Here is a 20,904-nt window from a genome sequence, read left to right as displayed (position 1 = left end):
TGCTAATTTAATAAAAAAGATGACAGACTTAATCCTAAATCGTCTTGTTTAAAAGTTTTGTGGAAGCCTTTAAACTTTGATTTTAATGGATTTATTGTATCTGTCATCATTATATCACTGTCCCCTGAGCCAGATTTGCCCATTATTCCTAAAAATTCACCTTCTATTAGGTCAAAGTTAAGGTTAGATAAGACTCTTTTATCTTCCTTGCCATAATATTTTTCAAGATTTTCTACTTTTAAAATTCTATCAAATTTCATTTTTTCCCTTATCTTTAATTTCTCCTAAATCATCAACCTCAGTATAGGTATCTTTTAGGCTTAGAAGTTTTTCATAAGTTTCATCAACATCTGTGGTTTTTGAAACAAGGACATCCTTCCACCTTCCTTGGCTGTTGTCAGTAAAAGACTCAAGCCAATTTCCCTCTAAATCATAAATACTATAAGAGCCCTTATTTAAGTCATCAAGGCTAGTTACTTTATAAGTATCGCCTATTTTTTCTATCCCTTTATCATAGCCGCTTAGGAATTTTTCGTAAATCATACTTTCATTTCTAGAAATAATAGAAGGCTCTTTTGGATTTTTGCTATAGTCAAAAGTATCTGTGTAATAAATCTTTCTTCTTGTATCTATCCAAAATCTTTCATTGCCTTTCCTAAAAAATATTGTACCATCAAGTCTGCCATCAATATCAATATTTTTTGAAGAATCGATAGCTTGTATCATCTTGTAGGATTCACCAGTATCTACATTTGTAATTTCTCTTACAGTAACACTAGGATCAGCATCCTTGCGATTTAAAATTGTTTCTACAAATTCTTTTTCTACTCCGCTTACTTTACCTACATATTCATCAACTTTTGCCTTATTACTTCTTAATTCATCAAGGTACTCTTTTTGGCCTAGTGAGGAATTAGCTCTTAAAAATATTCCTCCAAAAACTACAAGTCCAATCACTAACAAACTTTTAATATATTTCATAATTTCCTCCTTTTCTTTCTTGATTATATAATATCATAGAAATAAGGAATATTTAATTACAAGTTTTGTAAGTATTGGCTAGCTCCATCAATATCGAGGATATTTTTTATAATGTATGTGATTTTTAAATCATCTGGTACCAAGACCATGAATTTATTAGCCGATAAGTAAGTTTCTATAAGCGACGGATTTTCTTTTAAATATTTTTCTATTTTCTCAATATCCACTTGATTCTCTCTAATTTTTTTCAAATCTCTTCTTATATTATTGCCTACAATAGTCGATGACCTATCGTCATCATAATAAGAGGATGACTTAGACTTAATATTTAGTAATAAAGCCAGAGTTCTATTTATTTTTGTAGATTTAAAGGTCCTAAGACCAATTTTCCCTTCAAATTCTACAAAGTGATAGTCTTCTTCCTTTATTTCTTCTCTTAAGGCTTCTAAAATCTCTCTAATATTTGGATTTAATTTAATCTTGTCAAAGTTAAATAGAATTTCTTCCATCTTAGCCCTTACTTCTCCACTTATTTCAAAGGATCCAGATCCTGCAAAACTTTTAGCATTGGCCTTATCTGAAAGAATCACCATAATTTTGCGAGAACTGTGGTTAATAGATTGGATTTGCCAAACCTGACCTGCTAGATATATCCTATCCTTGGCCTTTAGATTGTCGCCAAGCTCAATTTCTCCTATTACATTTTTATCACTTGCAACCTTATAGGACTTTTTGCTAACAAATTGGTTGTAGAAATAGCCCATGGTCATGAGTTTTTCAGCTTCCATTCCTACTATATATTCACCATCTATTTCTTCTATATAATTTTTCCCTAGCATAAAATCTTTTAGCTTTGCAAATTCATCATCGTTTATATCAGTAAAACTTTTTAAATCCTTATTTAATCTAGTAAATTCAGCAAAAGAAAGTCCATTTTTCTCAAGGAGGGTCGATAGGACTTGGTGGGCAAAGATATCATAAGCCTTCTTTGCTTGGTCGATTTTATCGAGCCTTCCTTCCTCAAATAAAATAAGAGATGCTAAGGCCTGAAGGAGGTCATACTTGTCCGTTGCTATTTGATGAATTATGGACTTTTTATTTCTCCTCCCAGACCTACCCAGTCTTTGAGCAAGAGAAAGAACTGAAGCAGCAGATCCCACTTGAATAACCTGATCAACTGTCCCTATATCAATTCCAAGCTCTAGGGTCGATGTGGCTACAATTATAAAATCTTCTCTTGTATTTTTGGCAAAATCTTCTATTTCCTTTCGCTTGATCTTAGATATTGAGGAATGATGGGAAAAGACCCTTATCTCATAGCCTTTTTCTTTTATTTCTCTTTGCAAAAGATAGGTAAGTTTTTCTACCTTCTCCCTCGAATTTGGGAAAATCAAGGTTGATTTTCCCAAAGAATATTCTAAAATCTTTTTTACAAGCTCATCATTGATATCATCAGCTTCTATATAATCAAGGCTTGCTAGCAAATCATTCCTTGACCTATCAAGCAAAATATTTGTCTCTCTTCCATTTATAAAAAAATCCTTGGCTAGAGAATAATTTTCATCTCCTAGGGTTGCTGAAAGGCCTAACATTCTTGGAGTATTTAGGCAGTAGGCCTCCATTCTCACAAGTAGAGATTTTAGTTGAAGGCCCCTATTTGTATCTAAAAACCCATGAATTTCATCTACTATTACAAAATCTAAATCTTTAAATAAGACCTTGGCTCTTGCCTTATCGTTTACAAGCATGGCTTCTAAGGATTCTGGAGTTATTAGCATGATTCCTGATGGATTTGCCACAAGTTTATCCTTTTGGCTTACTGATGCCTCTGAATGCCAGCTAGTCACCCTTATATCAAGGCCCTTGCATATAGCAAGGACTCTTTTAAATTGGTCATTGATAAGAGCGATTAGGGGTGAGATATATAAAATTTTTAACCCTTTATCTAAGTCAACAGCCTTTGAAATTGCAGGTAAGAAGGCTGCTTCAGTTTTGCCTGATGCTGTTGGTGCAGCAAGGATTAAGTTGTTATTAGTCTGATAAATTTGTTTGATGGCAGCTTTTTGTATCTTTGTTAGACTTTGCCAGCCATTTTCATAAACAAATTTTTTCATGTCCCTATTTAATAGGTCAAAGGCTTCTGTCATATTATTTCAATCTCATCATCTAAATTATCTGGGTCTTTGAAAACTGCTACTTGACTTCCAAATTTATTAGCAAGAATTTGATCAATATCCACACCCTCATTTTGTCTTTTTATATCAAGTATTTCTATAAAATCTTTTATAACAGACCTTGGAGTTAGAAATTCATCAGCACCTGGCCTATTTAATTGGCCCTCCATGTAGGATACAATCTGGTCGTGGCTTAAATTAATCTCACTTTTATAGTGGGTATTGTAGATATCTACTAAGTTTTCTAAAAGGGTATAAATTTCTTCTTCTGTCAAGACCTTTAGGCCAAGGACGGTCTTATTTGTATTTAAAAGCTTATCATCCATCGATGCTTCGCTTCCAAGCCTTCCCTTAAGAGCCCCGTAAGAAGCAAGACCCCTGCTTTCATCAAAAACTGTCTTTCTAGTTGCCCCAAAATTTATAAATAAGTGTTTGGCCAGATTTGATTTTGTTTCGTTAAAAATATTTAGGATTTTTTCGTAATTTCTTTCACGGGTTGTGGCATGTGGAAGTTTGTAGAGGTTTACAGCCTCATCAAAATTTATTACAAAGCCCTTATAGCCAATTTCTGCAAAAAGCTCTGCCAAGTTTTTAGTAGCTTCAAAATAATTATCATCATTTATAATTTCGTTTATACCAAGCTCTTTTTTTGCCTCGGTCTTTGTAGAAATATCTCCCCTAATCCATCTGATAGCCTCAAGTTTTAAAAGCCTATTATCAGATATAAAACCCTCATAATATTTGCAAAGGGCTTGACCAAGTTCGTAAGATAGGCCTACAGATTTGAAATTTGAAAGTACATCTAAAATTTCTCCTTTGACCTTGTCTTGATACTCACCTGCCATCAAATCTTTTATGTCATAGGAATAATCCTTAGAAAGTTTCATAAAAATATTTGAAATCCATTCTTCAATTATTGCCTCAATTACATTTCCTTCTCTTTTAGTCTTTGTCTTTATATTTTCAATTATGGCTTTATAAAGGCCAACAGCCTTCCTATCGGTCGCATAAAATCTTCTAGATGGGTTAAGATCAATGGTTGACACAATAAAGTTTTTAGACAAAGCTAGGTTTTCTATTGTCTTGAGCATAAAAGACTTACCTGAACCAAAATCTCCCACCCAAAATCTAAGGTCTGAGTCGCCATTTTCAATATTTTCTAGGATTTTAATTATTTCTTCTACTTCAGCCTTTCTTCCTACAAGTAAATGGCCGATGCCAATATCAGGCACAACCCCTGCTTCCAGGCTTTTTATAATTGAATTTGCTTCTTTAGGATTGATTTTTCTCATCTTATATACTCCTTCACCATGTCTATATAAAATTCATCTATTAACACATTTCCATCTTCGATTATTATAGTTTGGTCGTTTATATAATTATAAAGCTCGTCATTTACTTCTTTTATAAAGATATTTAAAAATAAATCTTGGTCTTGGGCTATTTTTCTTGCCTCATCTTCTGATATAGATCCCTTTTCTATTAGGAGTTTTAGAAAATCTCTGCTTGATTTTGAAAGATTATTATCATCAATTTCTTCCTCTTTTTCAGGCAATTTATCATTTTCCTCAATATTTTCTTCTTCTCCGACAAATTGACTTATAGTTTCTACGGTTGATCTTAGGGCTTTTCTTGATTTTGCTATTTTCTTATCATTAAGACTTATCCTTTTTGGTCGAATCTTATCAAGTTTTAAAATTTCTGCGATAAGGTCTATATCAATTTCATTTTCATCTACCAAATTTAGAAAAAGATTGTAGTTTTCTTCCCTTATAATTCTAAACAAAATTTTATCGTGAGCTTTTTTATTTAATTTATTTTTGTAAATATGGTATAAGGCTATTATTCTTAGGGTTGGGGTCTTTGATTTTATAATACTATTTAAGATTTGGTAAAAATTTTTCTCTTTTTTAAAATTTTCTATTATTTCTATTTCTTTATCAATATCCAAAGTTTCTATAAATCTTGTAAGTTCAGTGAGTTTGTTTGGATTTTCCTTAAAATACTTAAGATAAATCTGGCTTACTTCCTTATCTTTTAAATCAAAAAGTATAGTTCTTTGATAATCTATAATCCTATCTAGAATTTCTGAAGCCTTATTTTCTATAAGAAGTTCTATGGCAGATTCTGTTTGAATACCAGATAAAAATACAAAAATATTTCTGACATTTGCTTCACTTATTATCAAAAGTGCATCCAAAAGCTTTCTTGATAAGGTATAAGGCTTTTGATAGGAAACTAAGATGTCTGTATTAATTTTGTCATCATCAAATACTAGTTTTAGACTCTTAAGATATAAATTTATAGTAAGATTTTTTAAATCATCATTTTCCCAAAGAATATTATTTCTCTTGCTTATGGAAGCTAAAGCCCTTTCCTGGTCTAGGTCAAACTTATATTTTTCTCTTAAAGACCCGTCCTCATCCCAGAATACCTTCTGTTTACCATTAGCTGTTAGGTCATAATAGGCTATTGTTTCTTCATTTGCCCTTGGGATTTTCTTTATAAAATCATTGGCAGATTTTCTCAAATTGCTTATTGTTTCCTTATCTAAGAATTTTCCTAGATTTTCATAAATCCTTTCGGTTTTCCTATCGAAATTTGGATCATAAAAAGAATTGACATAGTCCCTTGCCAGCATATATATTTGATTGTACAAGTCATTTGATATTATTTTTTTACCAGCAAAACCTAGTTTTATTAAGTCTAAATACAAGTTTAGGGATTCTCTTTTGACTTGATCTGGCAAATTAATATTTGCATTTCTTATCCTTAATCTGGAAATATAGTAATCATCAGACTTTTTATCTAGGTCGATATTAATATTTGCCTTAAGATTTTTAGTGTTTACTTTTCTATTTATCTTTTTCTTATCCCTGGTGGCAAGATCTTCTAGCAAGCCTTCTATCAAAGCCTTAATATCATCCATAGCTTCCCCCATTTCTAGCTTACTAATCATTATACTCTTAGAGGATATAAAGTTAAGCAATAAAAAAAGTGCCGAAGCACTTAATTTAATATATTTTTCATTACATCATTTACTGATGAATCATAAACTGGCCCAAATTTTAAGAGGTGAACCATTAATAGATAGAGTCTATAAAAGTTTATTCTTCTTTCCCAACCTACATATAGAGGAAGCTCATCCCTATAGGCCTTGTAGAAAATTTTACCAAAACCTCCAAATACTGTTGAGATTCCAATATCAAACTCACGATCACCATATAGTGGATTTGGATCAAATACTAAAGGCTTTTCCTTTTCATCAAACATAAAATTCCCTGCCCAAAGATCTCCATGAAGAAGGACTGGCCTTGATTTGTGACTATCAAGTTCCTTTTCAATAACTTTTCTTACCTGGTCATATCTTTCAAGGTCTTTCTTATCCCACAAAAGGCTTGAAGCTAACTCATCTCTAAGTTTATCCATCCTTTGTTCAAGAAATATTTCTTTCCAAGTATCCTTGTACTCATTTGTGAAAATTGTTCCTGCTCCCCTATAAGGATAATCAAAACCAAATTTCCCATTTGGACTTTCTATGGTATGAATTTTAGCAACAAGCCTTGCTAAATCTTCCTGGCTTCCCATAGTGTCTTCCTTATGATAGGTTAAAAGCATAAAGCCACTACCATCATTTGACCCACTAGCTAAGACTCTTGGGGCATTTATCCCCTCTCTTTCAAAAATCTCTAATCCTGCTCTTTCCCCAGCAAAGAAAGATTCATCTGTATTTTTTTGTACTTTTAGAAAATAATCTTTTCCATCAGATCTAAGCCTATAAGTTTCATTAACATCGCCACCGTTTATCGATGTGATAGATTCCACATCATCTAAAGGTAGGACTTTAATCAATTTTTCCATATTACCCCTATTCTTTCTCTTTTTAATAATTTACCACTTATATCAATTCTTTAAATAGCAAATCTTATATGTGTTTAATTTCAGTATTTTAAATCCTTATTATCAAAAATATCGATAATATCCTTATAAACAATCTCTTTATCAGTTTCGTTTAATACTTCGTGTTTCATATTCTTGTATACTTTAGATTTTATATTTTTATATCCTAGTTTTTTGAGAAAATCTAAACTAGATTTTACTCCCTTAGGCCCTTTTGTAATTGGATCGCTTTCTCCTACCAAGTTATATATCTCAAGGTCGGGATTTTTAACTTCATAAGACCTAGCTTTAGTTAACTTTTGATTAAGCTCGATTAAAGCCCTTGAATAAGCTAAAGAAAAATTAGAGATTCTTAAAGGGTCATTTGCTTTAATTCTAATATTTTCCTGGTCAAAAGATATAAAGTCTATCCCCTTGCCTGTTCCGACTATATAATCAATTATTCCACTCTCGTGTTTTTCTCCGAAGTAAAAACATAGAATATTTAAGAAAAATACTCCCAAACCTGCTATAGGATTGCCTGGTACAGTTCCTGTAACTATTAGTTTATCAATTAGTTTGTCATTTTTTCTTAAAAATAACCTAACTACCATTGAACCCATAGAATGACCCAACATATAAAGTTTCTTTTCAGGATATGTTTCTTTTAAATATTTGCTTAGCATAACTTGATCATCTACAAGTTCTTCTGCTCTTTGCATATAACCATTTGGATAAGTATTTGACAAAGATTTTCCATGACCCCTATGATCAGAAACTGCAACTAGATATCCGTTTTTAGCTAGATATTTTGCAAAATGATCATAATTTCCACCATGCTCTCCCATACCGTGAACTAATTGCACAAGAGCCTTAGGATTTTCTGCCTTATAAATTCTTACAAATATATCATTACCGTCGGTATTAGTGAGTAGTAAGTCCTCATTACTTTCATCTTCTTTTATTGTCAGCCTCTTAAAATACTTACTCGCCATCAAAAGTGACTTATAAAATCTTTCTTTTCTAAAATAATAAAGTTGAGGAATCATCAATAATATCAATACTGCTATTAAAATCTTCATATCAATGTGTCCTTCCTAATCCTATTTTTATATCTTCTTTCCCATCAAAATCTATGCTTGTTTCTATAGCAAGCTTTATAGCCGCTACCATAGTTTGTAAATCCATTGATGCCATGCCATTTTTATCCACTACTTGGTCTGGTAAGAAGGGTAGGTGAATAAAGCCCGCCCTTATATTTTTATACTTATTTGCTAAATACAAGTCTTGGTACATTACATGGTTACATACATAGGTTCCTGCAGTATTTGATATAGATGCTGGAATATTTGATTCTTGTAATTTATTAATAATAGCCTTAATTGGTATTGTCGCAAAATATGCAGGTTCCCCATCTTCTCTTATTATCCTATCAATTGGTCTATTTCCTTCATTATCATCTATCGATGCATCATCAATATTAATAGCAACTCTTTCAACAGTAATATGGCTTCTGCCACCAGCCTGGCCTAGGGAAATAATTATATCTGGTCTAATTTCCTCTATCTTCTCCTCAATAAGACTTGCTGATTTCCCAAAAACTGTTGGAATTATAAGTTTATGTATTTTAGCATCTCCTATTATTTTTGGTATCTTTTCTAAAACTAAACTAGCAGGGTTTATTTTTTCATCCCCAAAGGCATCAAAGCCTGTTAATAATATATCCATAACTCACCTCTATATACTTTTACCAAAAAGAGTCATTTTTTAAACAATAATAGCAATAATATTTTTGAAGTATAATACATAAAAAAGGAGATTTAATGCATATAAAAGAAATTACTGGTGATGACTTATTAAAACTTGATGATTCATATAAAATTATTGATGTAAGAAGTGAAGAAGAATATAAAAATGGCCATATCAAAAATTCTATAAATATTCCCTTAGATAAAATTATGGAAAATGATATTGACCTTGATAAGAGTGATAAGCTCGTTGTTCATTGTAGAACAAACGGCCGAGCAGGAAAGGCCCTAGCAATCTTAGATTATTTAGGTTATAAAGATTTAACTCTTGCTCCTGGCGTAGACTTATATGATTATAATTTAGTAAAGTAAAAGGCCTTGCCAAAGCAAGACCTTTATTTATTTATATTTTTTTCTAAAACCACTCCCGCCAAATAACCGCTTAGGGCTGATAGGGCAATTAGTGCAAGCCAACAAACTATAAAATGACTTACGTTACTATAGTCTATAAACTTTCCTACACCTGGAAATGAACCCGGCCTTTCAGTAAAGCCTGTCAATCTTAAGATCGCATCATAACCATTTTTACTTATCATAAGACATGATATAGCTTGTAGGTATAATTTTTCAAGCTTAATATTTCCTGCTAAAACCAATTGAATTAACAAAACAAATGGCATTACTGTCATTGCAATTTCTGTATTTTTGACTGCGGCAGAAATTAAAATACCAAGCGCATTTGCTGCATAAATTATAAGGAAAAAACTTATAAATAAACCTACCAGTACAAAATAGTTTTCAATATTTTGGTGGTAGAAAACTGTAAGCAATGCAGTAATTATCAAGGATTCTATAAAACATATTAAAAGACCAAATATCATATGACTCGCTATATAAGATTTTATGTCAAGGCCTTCCCTATATTCATGCTTTATTATATCTCTTTCCTTACAAATTGAAGTAATGGAGTTAAATATTCCAAGCCATAAGCAAGCACAAGCCAGGATAAAAACAGCAGTTCCTGCATCAGATGATGTTGTAAGGAAACTATCATCTCCTGTAACTATTCTAACTATAGCTGGAGTTGTTACTGCTCCTAGTAGGATTATTAGCTTTGACTTATTCTTAAAATCTCTAATTAATTTTCCTAAATATACTTTTATCTGTTCTTTCTTAGATAGGTAATTCACTTTCTCCCCCTCTTCTAAATTTATCTATATAATAATCTGTGTCTTCTAAGAGCCTATCAACGATTGTCTCGATGTTTTTTGTAGCAAAAAATTCCATCCCATCTTTAGGACTTCCATAAAAGGCAAGCTTGCCGCAATTTTCACTTTGGCTCTTACCTAGGACCAATATCTTATCAAATAATTCAATGACCCTATCAGGACTATGAGATATTAGCATTATTATCTTATCATTATCTGCTATGGTCCTTAAATTAGCCATGATAGACCTAGCATTATAGCCATCTAGACCAGAATCTGGTTCATCAAGCAAAAATACAACAGGTGATGAAATATATTCACTAGCTATAGATAGCCTCTTTCTCTCACCTCCTGATAAATCTCTTACAAGAGAATCTTTGATTCTATCAAGATTCATCATTTTAAGTATCTCTAGTACATAATCATCTAATAAGTTCTCATCCTTAGTAAAATCTCTTGGTAATTTCAACTGACCAGAATTTTTAAGAGTCATAAAAACAGTATCATTATCCCTTGAAAGATCAAACTGAGGTACAGTAGAAACCATTCTCTTAACCAAATTGAAATTCCTGGCGAAGTCTATATTTCCAATGCTTATCGATGAATTTGCATTATTTTCATTCAAAAATTCTTTAAAAAGAGTAGATTTACCAGCACCTGATGATCCTAAAACTAGGATAAGCTCTCCTGGTTGGGCCTTAAATTTTATATCCTTAAGGAGAGTTTTGGGCCCATTTTCTGTCATAACTACTTTTTCTCTTATATCTACATCTAGGAAATCATCCTTGCATATATTTACAGCAAATATAGCCTTGGATTTTTTCTGATAATCTTCTAATTTATCTTGATAGAATAAATTATTATCCTTAAGTATAAACATCCTCGAATCGTTTAGTACAAAATCCTTATTATTAAATAAAATTTCATCATAAATCTTTTTATTATTTAGGTAAAGTCCATTTGATGAAGGTTTTATGTATAATCTGCCATTTTGATATTCTATAAAATCTACATCTAGCGTAAAATCTTCACCAAGTTTTGTTTTGCACCACTTGACATCTTCCTGGTCTAAGATAGTGTATACAAGTGATAAGGCATTTACTTCAATTAGATCATTATTTAACAGATAATATTTCTTATTAGGATCTATTAATTTCTTATTTACAAATGAATTTGAATTAGGATTTCCTTTAAAATAATAGCCCTTGTAGTCATTTGCCAAAATCGAACCATCTTCTAGAATAATTTCCTTATTAAATTTTAAAAGCTCAACTTCTTCTCCAATTTTAACTATAAGAGGATATATATCTGCATTTAGAATTTTATCTGAAGCATTGATGCTCTTACTTAGGCTATCATACACATTTAGCAAAGGCTTTGCTAAGGGAATATCTTCTCTGGTCAAATCTTTTTTGCCTAAAAATGAAGTCCTCTTCACCCTAGGTCCATCGTTAGAAACTAAAATCCCACAATTTGGACAATACTTATATCCTATTTTTAGATTATGAGAACAATGAGGACATTTTTCTTTTAAAAAATACTTATCCATTTAGTTCTCTCTTCTGTCCACATATTGGGCAAAAATTTGAATTTGCTTCATAAATTGCCCCACAATTACGGCACTTCCTAGTGGCATTGGTCATGATATTTATTTGGTTATTTAAATTTGTAAGTTTTTCATATAAAGATTTTATATTTTCTCTTTCTTCCTTAAAATCAGGCAGACTTTCACCTTTTTCAAGCCTATCATAGACCTCACACCCTAGTAATCTTAGAGCTTGGTTCATCTCTTCTTCCAAATTTTTATATTCTTTTTTAAGTTTATTTTCTTCTAATTTTGTTTTTGCAGACTCGCTAACCTTGTTAGAAGCCTTGCTTACTTTAGAAAAAACACCATCTAAAAAATCCATAAGTCTTCCTTTCTTATGCTTCTATAATAACACAATTTAGCTTGTTAATCAATTATAAGTTTCTTGAGTTTTTTACATTCCATAAAAAAAGTCCCTCAATATGAGGGAATCCTTAAATTTTCTTAACTTTTATCGCTTGAGGCCCCCTTGGAGCATCAATTTTTTCAAATTCTACATTATCGCCTTGATCGAGTCTTTTAAATTCATCTTCAGTTATAATATCTGAATAATGGACAAAAATATCATCTCCAGCCCATTTTATAAAGCCGAAACCTTTTTTATTGTCAAAAAATTTAACTACACCTATACTCATTTTCACGCCTTTCTTGCTGCAAATAATACTCTTAAAGTATCTTCATCCACCTTTCCTGATGTATCCTCATCAAATATTTTCAAATCAATAAATCCAGAATCTTTAGCTAAATTCTCCATATAATCTATGCTGTAGACTCTTTCACATTGGTATTCCCTAATTCTCTTGTAGGTCCCATCAGGATTTTCTACAAAGAAATTAAGCTCCATATCTACTAAGTCATTTTCCATATAATTATCCCAAGTATAGAAGATATCTTCATACTCATAAACAAAGCAATTTGACCCAAAGATTTCTCTCATCTTCATTTCTGAATTTATATCAAAAATTAAGAGTCCTCCATCTTTTAGATTGTTATAGCAATTTTTAAAAAGCTTTTCTAAATCTTTAGGATCTGTCACATAATTTATGGAATCTAGAAGTATTACTATTAGGTCATAAGCCCTGGGATTTTCAAAGTCTACCATATCATAATAGATTAGATTTACCTTGTCATTGTCATATTTTGATGCAAAACAATCTAGCATTTCACTTGACAAATCTAGGGCATCAATTTCTTTAAAATCATCAAAAAAATGATTGGTAAGCATGCCAGAGCCACAAGCTAGCTCTAGCATCCTTTCTCTTTTAATCCCATATTCTTTTATTAATTTTTTGATATTATTAGCATATTTTTCATATTCTATATCAAATGATAATTTGTCATAAATATAGGCAAATTCACCGTACATTACTTATCCTTAATTTCTTCTAGGCTTTCTTTTGTTTTTTGAAGTAGATCCTTGTAGCCTTCAAGTTTTTCTCTTTCCTTATTTACTACTGCCTCTGGTGCTTTATCTACAAAGCCCTTGTTTGAAAGCTTGCCTTCTGCTCTTTTTATTTCACTTTCTAGCTTTTTAATTTCATCTTTTAGACGAGCTCTTTCCTTATCATAATCCATAAGCTCATCTAAAGACATATATACAGAAAATTCGTTAAATACTAGCTTAACCATGCCATCATCTTCAATTTTATAGTCAGCCTTATTTTCTACCTCTACTTCACTTGCGCTTGCTAGGTTTATAAATTGGGCTTTGATCTTTTCGATTAGGGCCTTATTCGCTTCATTTTCTGCTAGAATTGTAAGCTTTTGTTTGGTTTTTGCAGGTACATTTAGGCTTGATCTTTGGTTTCTTATGGCTGTGATTGCCTTTATTACTGAGTTTACATTCTTTTCTTCTTCTACGAAATTATATGCTTCTCTTATTTCTGGCCATTTTTCTACAATTAGCATGTCATCTTTGTTTGGAAGTGCTGAGTAGATTTCTTCTGTTATAAATGGCATGAATGGATGAAGAAGGATTAGCATGTTTTTAAGAACGTAAAGCAATACCTTCTTAACTTGTAATTTTTCTTCAGGATTGTCGCCATATAATCTGATTTTTGCGAATTCTATATACCAGTCGCAGTATTCATTCCAGATGAAATCCTCTATCCTATCTGCTGCAAGTCCTATTTCATACTTGTCTAGGTTTTTGGATACATCTTCAATAACTTGATTTAATCTCTTTAGAATCCATTCGTCTTCTAGGGATAAGTCTCCAAAGTTTTCGTCAAGCTTGTCATTTTCATCTATATTCATTAGGACAAATCTTGATGCATTCCATAATTTATTGGCAAAGTTTCTTGATGCAAGGAGCTTATCCTCATCATATCTCATATCGTTTCCTGGAGAGTTGCCTGTAATTAGGGTAAATCTTAGGGCATCTGCACCAAATTTTTCAACTACATCTATTGGGTCTACACCATTTCCTAAGGACTTACTCATCTTTCTACCTTGGCTGTCTCTAATTAGACCTGTAAATAAGACGTGTGAAAATGGAACTTTTCCAGTTGTATAAAGGGAAGCAAAGACCATTCTTATTACCCAGAAGAATATTATATCATAACCTGTGATTAAGATATCTGTTGGGAAGAAATAGTCAAATTCTTCGTTTTCTTCAGGCCAACCAAGGGTTGCAAATGGCCAAAGGGCTGATGAAAACCAGGTATCAAGTGTATCTTCATCTTGTGTTACTTTTTTACCCTCTAGCATGCCGTTTTCATCTGGCATTTCTTCTGATACGATGACTTCTCCATCTTCTGTATAAAATACTGGAAGTCTGTGGCCCCACCACAATTGACGTGATATGGTCCAATCTCTGATATTTTCTAGCCAGTTCATATAGGTTTTGGATAGGTTATCAGGAATTAGTTTTAATTCGCCATCATTATATGCATCTATACACATTTTTGCAAAGCCATCCATCTTTACAAACCATTGCTTTGAAATAAGTGGCTCTATTACAACATCTGTTCTTTCAGAATATCCAACAGCGTGGTCGATTTCTTCTATTTTTACAAGTAGGCCTTCTTTTTCAAGATCAGCAAGCATTGCTTTTCTCGCCTCGTATCTTTCCATGCCAGAATATCTACCATAGCCATCTACTATGTGGGCCTTGGAATCAAGGACTACACATTGGCCAAGGTCGTGACGAGCACCTACTTCAAAGTCGTTAGGGTCATGGGATGGGGTAATTTTTACACAACCTGTACCATATTCCATATCTACGTAGGAATCTGCAATTATAGGAATCTTACGACCTACTAGTGGTAAGATTAAATTTTTTCCAATTTTATCCTTAAAACGTTCATCTTCTGGGTTTACTGCAACAGCCAGGTCACCTAGCATAGTTTCTGGACGGGTTGTAGCTATTGTTATAAAGTCATCGGAATCTTCATAGTGGTATTTGATATACCAAAGCTTGCCCTTTTGATCCTTATGGTAAACTTCTGCATCAGAGATTGCAGTTTCTGCCATTGGGTCCCAGTTTACAATCCTATTACCCCTATAAATTAGACCATCATCATACATTTTCTTGAAAACTCTTTTAACAGCTCTTGTTAGATTTTCATCCATTGTAAAGGAATCATGGTCCCAATCGCAAGAAACACCTATTGTTCTTAGCTGCTTTTTGATTGTGCCACCATACTTATGGGTCCAATCCCAAGCTTCTTCTAAGAATCCTTCCCTTCCAAGATCTGCCTTTGTTTTGCCTTCAGCAGCAATTTTACCAACTACTTTTGCTTCTGTAGATATAGAAGCATGGTCTGTACCTGGTATCCATAAAGCTTCAAATCCTGCAAGCCTCTTATATCTAATTATGATATCTTGTAGGGTATTATTTAGGGCATGACCAAGGTGGAGTTGACCTGTAACATTTGGTGGTGGCATAACAATTGTAAATGGCTTTTTATCCGGATTTACCTTTGCCTTAAAATATCCATTATTTTCCCATTTTTGGTAAATTTTCTTTTCAAAATCCTGTGGATTATATTTAGTATCCATCATTTCTCCTTTCAATATAAAAAGGCGGTAGCGCTTAATAGGACGAATTATCGCGTTACCACCTAAATTTCTTTATAAAAAGACTCTCTTTTGCATTTATGCATGCTACACTAACATATACGAAAACAACCTTCACCTAGTCCTAAGTAAGATTTACACCGACCATCTTCTCTCTAAGCTTATTTCTAGACTACTCCTTTTTTATTGTTAATATTTGATTTAATAGTCTTATTATATTTATCTTTGCCAAAATGTCAATATATAGACCTTTTAGAAAAAAACACTTTATGAAAACGATAGCTTTGATACGGTAAATTAATTTTAATAATTTTTTTACTAGACAAATCTACGAAAATGAATATAATTTAATATATATCAATAAAAATTTTCAGACTTAATGAAAATATTTTCATTATTTGATTTTTTTTGTTATAATATATTTAGAGTCTTGGTGTAGGAGTAATTATGGATTTAAAAATTTACCTTATATCAGATGGCGGTGCTTATCTACTAAAAGATATAGTTAATAGTACCATGAGTCATTTTGATGCCAAATACAAAATAGAAGTATTTGACAATCTAAGTAACTTATCAAAGCTAAATGATATACTTGGTGTAATTAAAAGTTCTAACAATTCAATAATTTATCACTCTTTTAGGGACTCTAAGATGAATGCCTATGTCAAAAATTTCTGTAAGGCTAATGAAATTAATAGCATTGAGCTTATGGATTATTCAATTAATTCCATGGCCAAGATTCTTGGTGAAAATCCTCACGAAAAATCTAATTTCATTGACCCTACAGAATTTCTCCATACTAGGAGAATGGATGCCCTAGATTTTGCTATAAAATATGATGATGGTCAAGATTTTAGGGGCCTTGAACATTGCGACATAGCTATCATAGGAGTTTCAAGATCGTCAAAAACTCCCCTATCCATGTATATGGCTAGTAAGGGATACAAAGTTAGTAACATCCCCTTGCTTATAGATTCAAAAGTCCCTCAGGCGCTTTTTGAAATTGACCCAAGTAAAATTTTCGGTCTAACTATTGACAAGGATGTACTTAAAAAAATCAGAGAAGAAAGGCTAAAATCACTCAATCTTTCAGTAGACTCTCTCTACTCTTCTAAGGAGCGTATCAAAAACGAGATCGATTACGCACTTGAATTAATGAATGATTTGGGATGTACGATAATCGATGTCACTTACAGATCTATAGAAGAAACTTCGGAACTTATAATTGATTATTTAAATCAAAATAAAGAAAGGGAAAAATTATGAGCACAAAATACGTTTATAACTTCGATGAAGGCGACAAATCAATGAGAAGCCTTCTAGGCGGTAAGGGAGCAAACCTTGCAGAAATGACCAACATGGGAATCAATGTTCCTTATGGTTTCTCAGTAACAACAGAAGCATGTATCAGATACTACAAAGAAGATAAAAAGCTTTGGGATGAATTAAATGCTGAAATCACTGAACATATTAAAGACCTAGAAAAACACAATGGCAAAACTTTTGGTAATAACGAAGATCCTCTTCTAGTATCAGTTAGATCTGGTGCACCTATATCAATGCCAGGTATGATGGATACTATCCTAAACTTAGGTCTTAACGATGTTGCTGTTAAGGGTCTTGAAAATAAAACTCAAAACAGAAGATTTGCTTATGACTCTTATAGAAGATTTATTCAAATGTTTGCTGATGTTGCAATGGGACTTGATAAAAATAAATTTGAAGAAGTTCTAACAGCCAAGAAAAATGAAAAGGGCGTTGCAACTGACCATGACCTTACAGCTGAAGATTTTGTAGATGTAGTTGATAAATATAAGGTAGTTTATAAAGAACTTGCTGGAGAAGAATTCCCACAAGATCCTAGAAAACAATTAGACCTTGCTATTGCTGCAGTATTTTCTTCATGGAATAACGACAGGGCAATCCTTTACAGAAAATTAAACGATATTGATGATAAGATGGGTACAGCTGTTAACGTTCAATCAATGGTATTTGGTAACATGGGCGAAACAAGTGGTACTGGTGTAGCATTTTCTAGAAACCCAGCTACAGGAGAAAACGTTCTATATGGTGAATACCTAATGAACGCCCAAGGAGAAGACGTAGTTGCAGGTGTTCGTACTCCAGAACCAATCAGCCATCTAAAAGACTTAATGCCTGAAGTATATGAAGAATTTGCAAACACAGCCCAAACTCTTGAGAAACACTATAAAGATATGCAAGATATGGAATTTACTATCCAAGATGGTAAACTCTATTTATTACAAACTAGAAATGGAAAAAGAACTGCCCAAGCTGCAGTCCAAGTAGCTGTAGATATGGTAGAGGAAGGCTTAGTTGACGAAAAAGAAGCTCTATTAAGAGTTAACCCACAAGACTTAGACGGACTTCTCCACCCTACCTTCACTCAAGCAGCTGTAGATAAAGCTGAAGCCCTAACAGTAGGTCTTGCAGCATCACCAGGAGCTGCAGTAGGTAAGATAGCTTTCTCTGCACCAGAAGCTGCAAAAAGAGCAAAAGATGGTGAAACTGTAATCCTTGTACGTGAGGAAACAAGCCCAGAAGACCTTGAAGGTATGGTATCAGCTGTTGGTATCCTTACTGCAAGAGGTGGTATGACATCACACGCTGCAGTAGTTGCAAGAGGTATGGGTAAATGCTGTGTATCTGGCGCTTCAGATATCCACGTAAACGAACTTGAACATACCCTAAGAGTAGGCGATGTAGTTTTAACAGATCAAGATACAATTTCAATAGATGGTTCAACAGGTGCAATCTATGCAGGATCTCTTGAGACCCAACCACCACAAATGCACGGAGCATTTGGAACATTCATGGAATGGGTAGATAAATATAGAGATATGAAAGTTAGAACAAATGCCGATACACCAAGAGATGCAAAACAAGCTCTAGAATTTGGCGCTGAAGGTATCGGTCTATGTAGAACAGAACACATGTTCTTTGCTGATGACAGAATCTTCCAAGTTAGAAAGATGATCCTAGCTTCTGATCTTGAAACAAGACAATCAGCTCTAGATAAAATCCTTCCAATGCAAGAAGAAGACTTCTATCAAATCTACAAACTAATGGAAGAAAGACCAGTAACTGTTAGACTTCTTGACCCACCACTTCACGAATTCCTACCAAAGGGAGAAAAAGAAATCGCTGATCTTGCCCTAGAATTAAAGATGCAACCAGCAAGAATTCACGAAAGAATTTCTGAACTTCAAGAAGTAAACCCAATGCTAGGTTTCAGAGGTCTAAGACTTGGTGTAATCTATCCAGAAATCTCAAGAATGCAAGCAAGAGCAATCATGCAAGCAGCTATTAGACTAAATAAAGAAGGCATAAAAGTAGTTCCAGAAATCATGATCCCACTTTCATCAGATGTACACGAACTAGCTTACGTAAAAGATATAGTTGTAAAAGAAATTGAAAAAGTATTTGAAGAACAAGGCATGGAAATTGACTACCTACTAGGTACAATGATCGAAATTCCAAGAGCAGCTATAACAGCTGATGAAATAGCTCAAATTACTGACTTCTTCAGCTTTGGTACAAACGACCTTACACAAATGACCTTCGGTCTATCAAGAGATGACGCAGGTAAATTCCTACCAGCTTACATCGAAAAAGATATCCTAGAAAAGGATCCATTCCAAGTTCTAGATCAAAAAGGCGTTGGCTTCTTAGTAGAAACAGCTGTAGAAAAAGGATCCAAAGCAAATCCTGATCTACACCTTGGTATCTGTGGTGAACACGGTGGAGAACCAAATACAGTTAAATACCTATACAATGTAGGTCTTGACTATGTATCATGCTCACCATTTAGAATTCCAATAGCTAAACTTGCAGCAGCTCAAGCAGCAATAGAAAAAAATAAATAAGCTATAAAAATAATTTTCTCCGGTTAGTCTTTCTAACTGGAGATTTTTTTTCACAAAAAATTTGCTATTTTTATATTTTTGAGATAAAATCTTCAAATAATCTAAAAGGAGAATTTATGGAAAAATTAAAAAAATTTAAAGTAATAGATGGAGCCCAGCTTAAATATATAGCCTTTGCTTCAATGTTTATAGACCATTTTAATAAAGCAATCATAACACCATTTTTGACAGGGTCTGGTCCCCTAGTTATTCTTACAACTATCTTTGATATCCTAGGACGAATTGCCTTTCCAATCTTTGCCTTTATGATAGTGGAAGGATTTTTCAAGACTAAATCACGCTGGAAATATTTAAGGAATCTATTAATTTTTGCGGTGATTTCAGAAATTCCTTATGATATGTTCCAATCGGCTGAGTTTGTAAATACCTGGTCACAAAATATTCTATGGGGTCTTGCCCTAGGACTTTTTACCATAATGGTAATTGATAGGCTAAAAGAAAGCATAAAAAATAGACCACTTTGGGTCATCGTATCGCTAATTCTTGTAGCTCTGTCATGTCTAGGATCTATGCTAATCTCATCAGACTATGAGTATTATGCCATTATAACCATCTACCTATATTATGTTTTCTATGATAAAAGAATCCTAGCATCAGTTCTTTCCTACCTAGTAATCATCAAGGAAATCTACGCCATCCTCGGTTTTGCAACCGTACTTTTATATAATGGAGAAAAAGGCAAACAAAATAAAATATTTAACTACCTATTTTACCCAGTCCATCTTTTAATTTTTGGAATAATAAGGATGGCCTTTAAAATCTAAAAGACAGCTTAATTTATTTAAGCTGCCTTTTTATTTTGTGTTTTTTATTTTATAAGACTTTATTAGAGAAATAGAATTTATAACAATTGAAAGGGCCACACATATCCAAAGAGCCTTAGAAATAGTTGGCATGGTATCCATAAGTCCTGCCCAGTCTTCTTTTATAATCCTTCCTGCCCCATCGGCATAAAAAGCACATACAGTTAGACTTGTAAAAGATAAAGACAAAAACCTAAAAAAATCCGAAGAGTTTTTGAAATTCATTATATTTAAAAGGGCAGTAATTATTGCAGCTGCACTAAAAATTAACCACATTAGTAAGCTTCCTTTTTTATATATTTCTTAACAATTATACCAAAATATATTGACATAAAAATAGCAATAAGACCTGATATAATTCTCTTAGTTACACCCATTTCTGTCGCAAAAATCGCATAGGCAAAGAGTGTTAAAATCGCAATTGTATATAAAAATAAGACAATCCCCCTAGTTGCTATTTTAACTGTGGTTGAATTTTTATTTTCAAATGATTTTTTCAAAACAAAATAGAAAAATCTCACAAAAACAATTGGTATGGATACAATAAATAGTACAA

General features: G+C 32.8%; 20 protein-coding genes. 4 read left to right on the top strand and 16 right to left on the bottom strand.

Annotation, left to right across the window (positions count from 1 at the left end; all coding sequences use genetic code 11):
• Positions 1-2: 2 nt before the first annotated feature.
• The 8 genes from ACCQ42_RS06780 to pcp all read right to left on the bottom strand — a co-directional run bounded on the left by ACCQ42_RS06780 (position 3) and on the right by pcp (position 8,762).
• Positions 3-260, bottom strand: coding sequence for a hypothetical protein (locus ACCQ42_RS06780; RefSeq protein WP_410035733.1), 258 nt, complete (start codon positions 258-260; stop codon positions 3-5).
• The gene (locus ACCQ42_RS06775; protein ID WP_106460658.1) at positions 250-981 is read right to left on the bottom strand and encodes a hypothetical protein; all 732 of its coding nucleotides are present in this window, start codon (positions 979-981) and stop codon (positions 250-252) included. The genes ACCQ42_RS06780 and ACCQ42_RS06775 overlap by 11 nt, the downstream gene beginning before the upstream one ends.
• A 56-nt stretch (positions 982-1,037) precedes the next feature.
• Positions 1,038-3,128, bottom strand: coding sequence for a DEAD/DEAH box helicase (locus ACCQ42_RS06770; protein ID WP_106460659.1), 2,091 nt, complete (start codon positions 3,126-3,128; stop codon positions 1,038-1,040).
• Positions 3,125-4,447, bottom strand: coding sequence for an ATP-binding protein (locus tag ACCQ42_RS06765; RefSeq protein WP_106460660.1), 1,323 nt, complete (start codon positions 4,445-4,447; stop codon positions 3,125-3,127). Before ACCQ42_RS06765 ends, ACCQ42_RS06770 begins: the two co-directional genes overlap by 4 nt.
• Complete coding sequence (locus ACCQ42_RS06760; protein ID WP_106460661.1) at positions 4,444-6,114, bottom strand: tellurite resistance TerB C-terminal domain-containing protein; 1,671 nt, start codon at positions 6,112-6,114, stop codon at positions 4,444-4,446. Before ACCQ42_RS06760 ends, ACCQ42_RS06765 begins: the two co-directional genes overlap by 4 nt.
• Positions 6,115-6,164: 50 nt before the next feature.
• Positions 6,165-7,016, bottom strand: a complete 852-nt coding sequence (locus ACCQ42_RS06755) for a fructosamine kinase family protein (RefSeq protein ID WP_106460662.1) — start codon at positions 7,014-7,016, stop codon at positions 6,165-6,167.
• Between the two features lie 80 nt (positions 7,017-7,096).
• Positions 7,097-8,116 (bottom strand): alpha/beta fold hydrolase, encoded by a 1,020-nt coding sequence (locus tag ACCQ42_RS06750; protein ID WP_106460663.1) that lies wholly within the window; start codon positions 8,114-8,116, stop codon positions 7,097-7,099.
• Position 8,117: 1 nt separating this feature from the next.
• Positions 8,118-8,762, bottom strand: a complete 645-nt coding sequence (gene pcp, locus ACCQ42_RS06745) for a pyroglutamyl-peptidase I (RefSeq protein ID WP_106460664.1) — start codon at positions 8,760-8,762, stop codon at positions 8,118-8,120.
• 95 nt (positions 8,763-8,857) lie between these two features.
• Here pcp and ACCQ42_RS06740 point away from each other — a divergent pair, with 95 nt between their 5' ends.
• Entirely contained in the window at positions 8,858-9,154 is a 297-nt protein-coding gene (locus tag ACCQ42_RS06740) for a rhodanese-like domain-containing protein (protein ID WP_106460665.1), read from the top strand.
• Between the two features lie 23 nt (positions 9,155-9,177).
• Here the strand turns inward: ACCQ42_RS06740 and ACCQ42_RS06735 are convergent, their stop codons facing one another.
• The 6 genes from ACCQ42_RS06735 to ACCQ42_RS06710 all read right to left on the bottom strand — a co-directional run bounded on the left by ACCQ42_RS06735 (position 9,178) and on the right by ACCQ42_RS06710 (position 15,580).
• Positions 9,178-9,972: an ABC transporter permease gene (locus ACCQ42_RS06735; protein ID WP_158698382.1), complete on the bottom strand. Its 795-nt coding sequence runs from the start codon at positions 9,970-9,972 to the stop codon at positions 9,178-9,180.
• Entirely contained in the window at positions 9,956-11,539 is a 1,584-nt protein-coding gene (locus tag ACCQ42_RS06730; protein ID WP_410035732.1) for an ATP-binding cassette domain-containing protein, read from the bottom strand. The genes ACCQ42_RS06735 and ACCQ42_RS06730 overlap by 17 nt, the downstream gene beginning before the upstream one ends.
• Positions 11,532-11,900 carry a hypothetical protein gene (locus ACCQ42_RS06725; protein ID WP_106460668.1) on the bottom strand — a complete coding sequence of 123 codons (369 nt, stop codon included), beginning with the start codon at positions 11,898-11,900 and terminating at the stop codon, positions 11,532-11,534. Before ACCQ42_RS06725 ends, ACCQ42_RS06730 begins: the two co-directional genes overlap by 8 nt.
• A 112-nt stretch (positions 11,901-12,012) precedes the next feature.
• Positions 12,013-12,213 carry a cold-shock protein gene (locus tag ACCQ42_RS06720; RefSeq protein ID WP_106460669.1) on the bottom strand — a complete coding sequence of 67 codons (201 nt, stop codon included), beginning with the start codon at positions 12,211-12,213 and terminating at the stop codon, positions 12,013-12,015.
• A 2-nt stretch (positions 12,214-12,215) separates the two neighbouring features.
• Complete coding sequence (locus ACCQ42_RS06715; RefSeq protein WP_410035731.1) at positions 12,216-12,944, bottom strand: class I SAM-dependent DNA methyltransferase; 729 nt, start codon at positions 12,942-12,944, stop codon at positions 12,216-12,218.
• Positions 12,944-15,580 (bottom strand): valine--tRNA ligase, encoded by a 2,637-nt coding sequence (locus ACCQ42_RS06710; RefSeq protein ID WP_410035730.1) that lies wholly within the window; start codon positions 15,578-15,580, stop codon positions 12,944-12,946. Before ACCQ42_RS06710 ends, ACCQ42_RS06715 begins: the two co-directional genes overlap by 1 nt.
• A gap of 465 nt (positions 15,581-16,045) precedes the next feature.
• On the opposite strand from ACCQ42_RS06710, the gene ACCQ42_RS06705 reads away from it, so the two are divergent.
• The 3 genes from ACCQ42_RS06705 to ACCQ42_RS06695 all read left to right on the top strand — a co-directional run bounded on the left by ACCQ42_RS06705 (position 16,046) and on the right by ACCQ42_RS06695 (position 20,309).
• Positions 16,046-16,864 carry a pyruvate, water dikinase regulatory protein gene (locus ACCQ42_RS06705; protein WP_410035729.1) on the top strand — a complete coding sequence of 273 codons (819 nt, stop codon included), beginning with the start codon at positions 16,046-16,048 and terminating at the stop codon, positions 16,862-16,864.
• Entirely contained in the window at positions 16,861-19,485 is a 2,625-nt protein-coding gene (gene ppdK / locus ACCQ42_RS06700) for a pyruvate, phosphate dikinase (RefSeq protein WP_410035728.1), read from the top strand. Before ACCQ42_RS06705 ends, ppdK begins: the two co-directional genes overlap by 4 nt.
• A gap of 116 nt (positions 19,486-19,601) precedes the next feature.
• Positions 19,602-20,309, top strand: coding sequence for a TraX family protein (locus ACCQ42_RS06695; protein WP_410035727.1), 708 nt, complete (start codon positions 19,602-19,604; stop codon positions 20,307-20,309).
• A 30-nt stretch (positions 20,310-20,339) separates the two neighbouring features.
• On the opposite strand, the gene ACCQ42_RS06690 is transcribed toward ACCQ42_RS06695, so the two are convergent.
• Both ACCQ42_RS06690 and ACCQ42_RS06685 read right to left on the bottom strand, forming a co-directional pair.
• Positions 20,340-20,624 carry a hypothetical protein gene (locus ACCQ42_RS06690; RefSeq protein WP_106460675.1) on the bottom strand — a complete coding sequence of 95 codons (285 nt, stop codon included), beginning with the start codon at positions 20,622-20,624 and terminating at the stop codon, positions 20,340-20,342.
• On the bottom strand, positions 20,624-20,904 hold a 281-nt coding region (locus tag ACCQ42_RS06685; protein WP_410035726.1), incomplete at its 5' end, for a hypothetical protein. The genes ACCQ42_RS06690 and ACCQ42_RS06685, both read right to left, overlap by 1 nt.

This window comes from Anaerococcus kampingae (assembly GCF_046365475.1).
Lineage (GTDB): Bacteria > Bacillota > Clostridia > Tissierellales > Peptoniphilaceae > Anaerococcus > Anaerococcus kampingae.
This window is presented reverse-complemented; position numbering and strand designations above follow the sequence as displayed.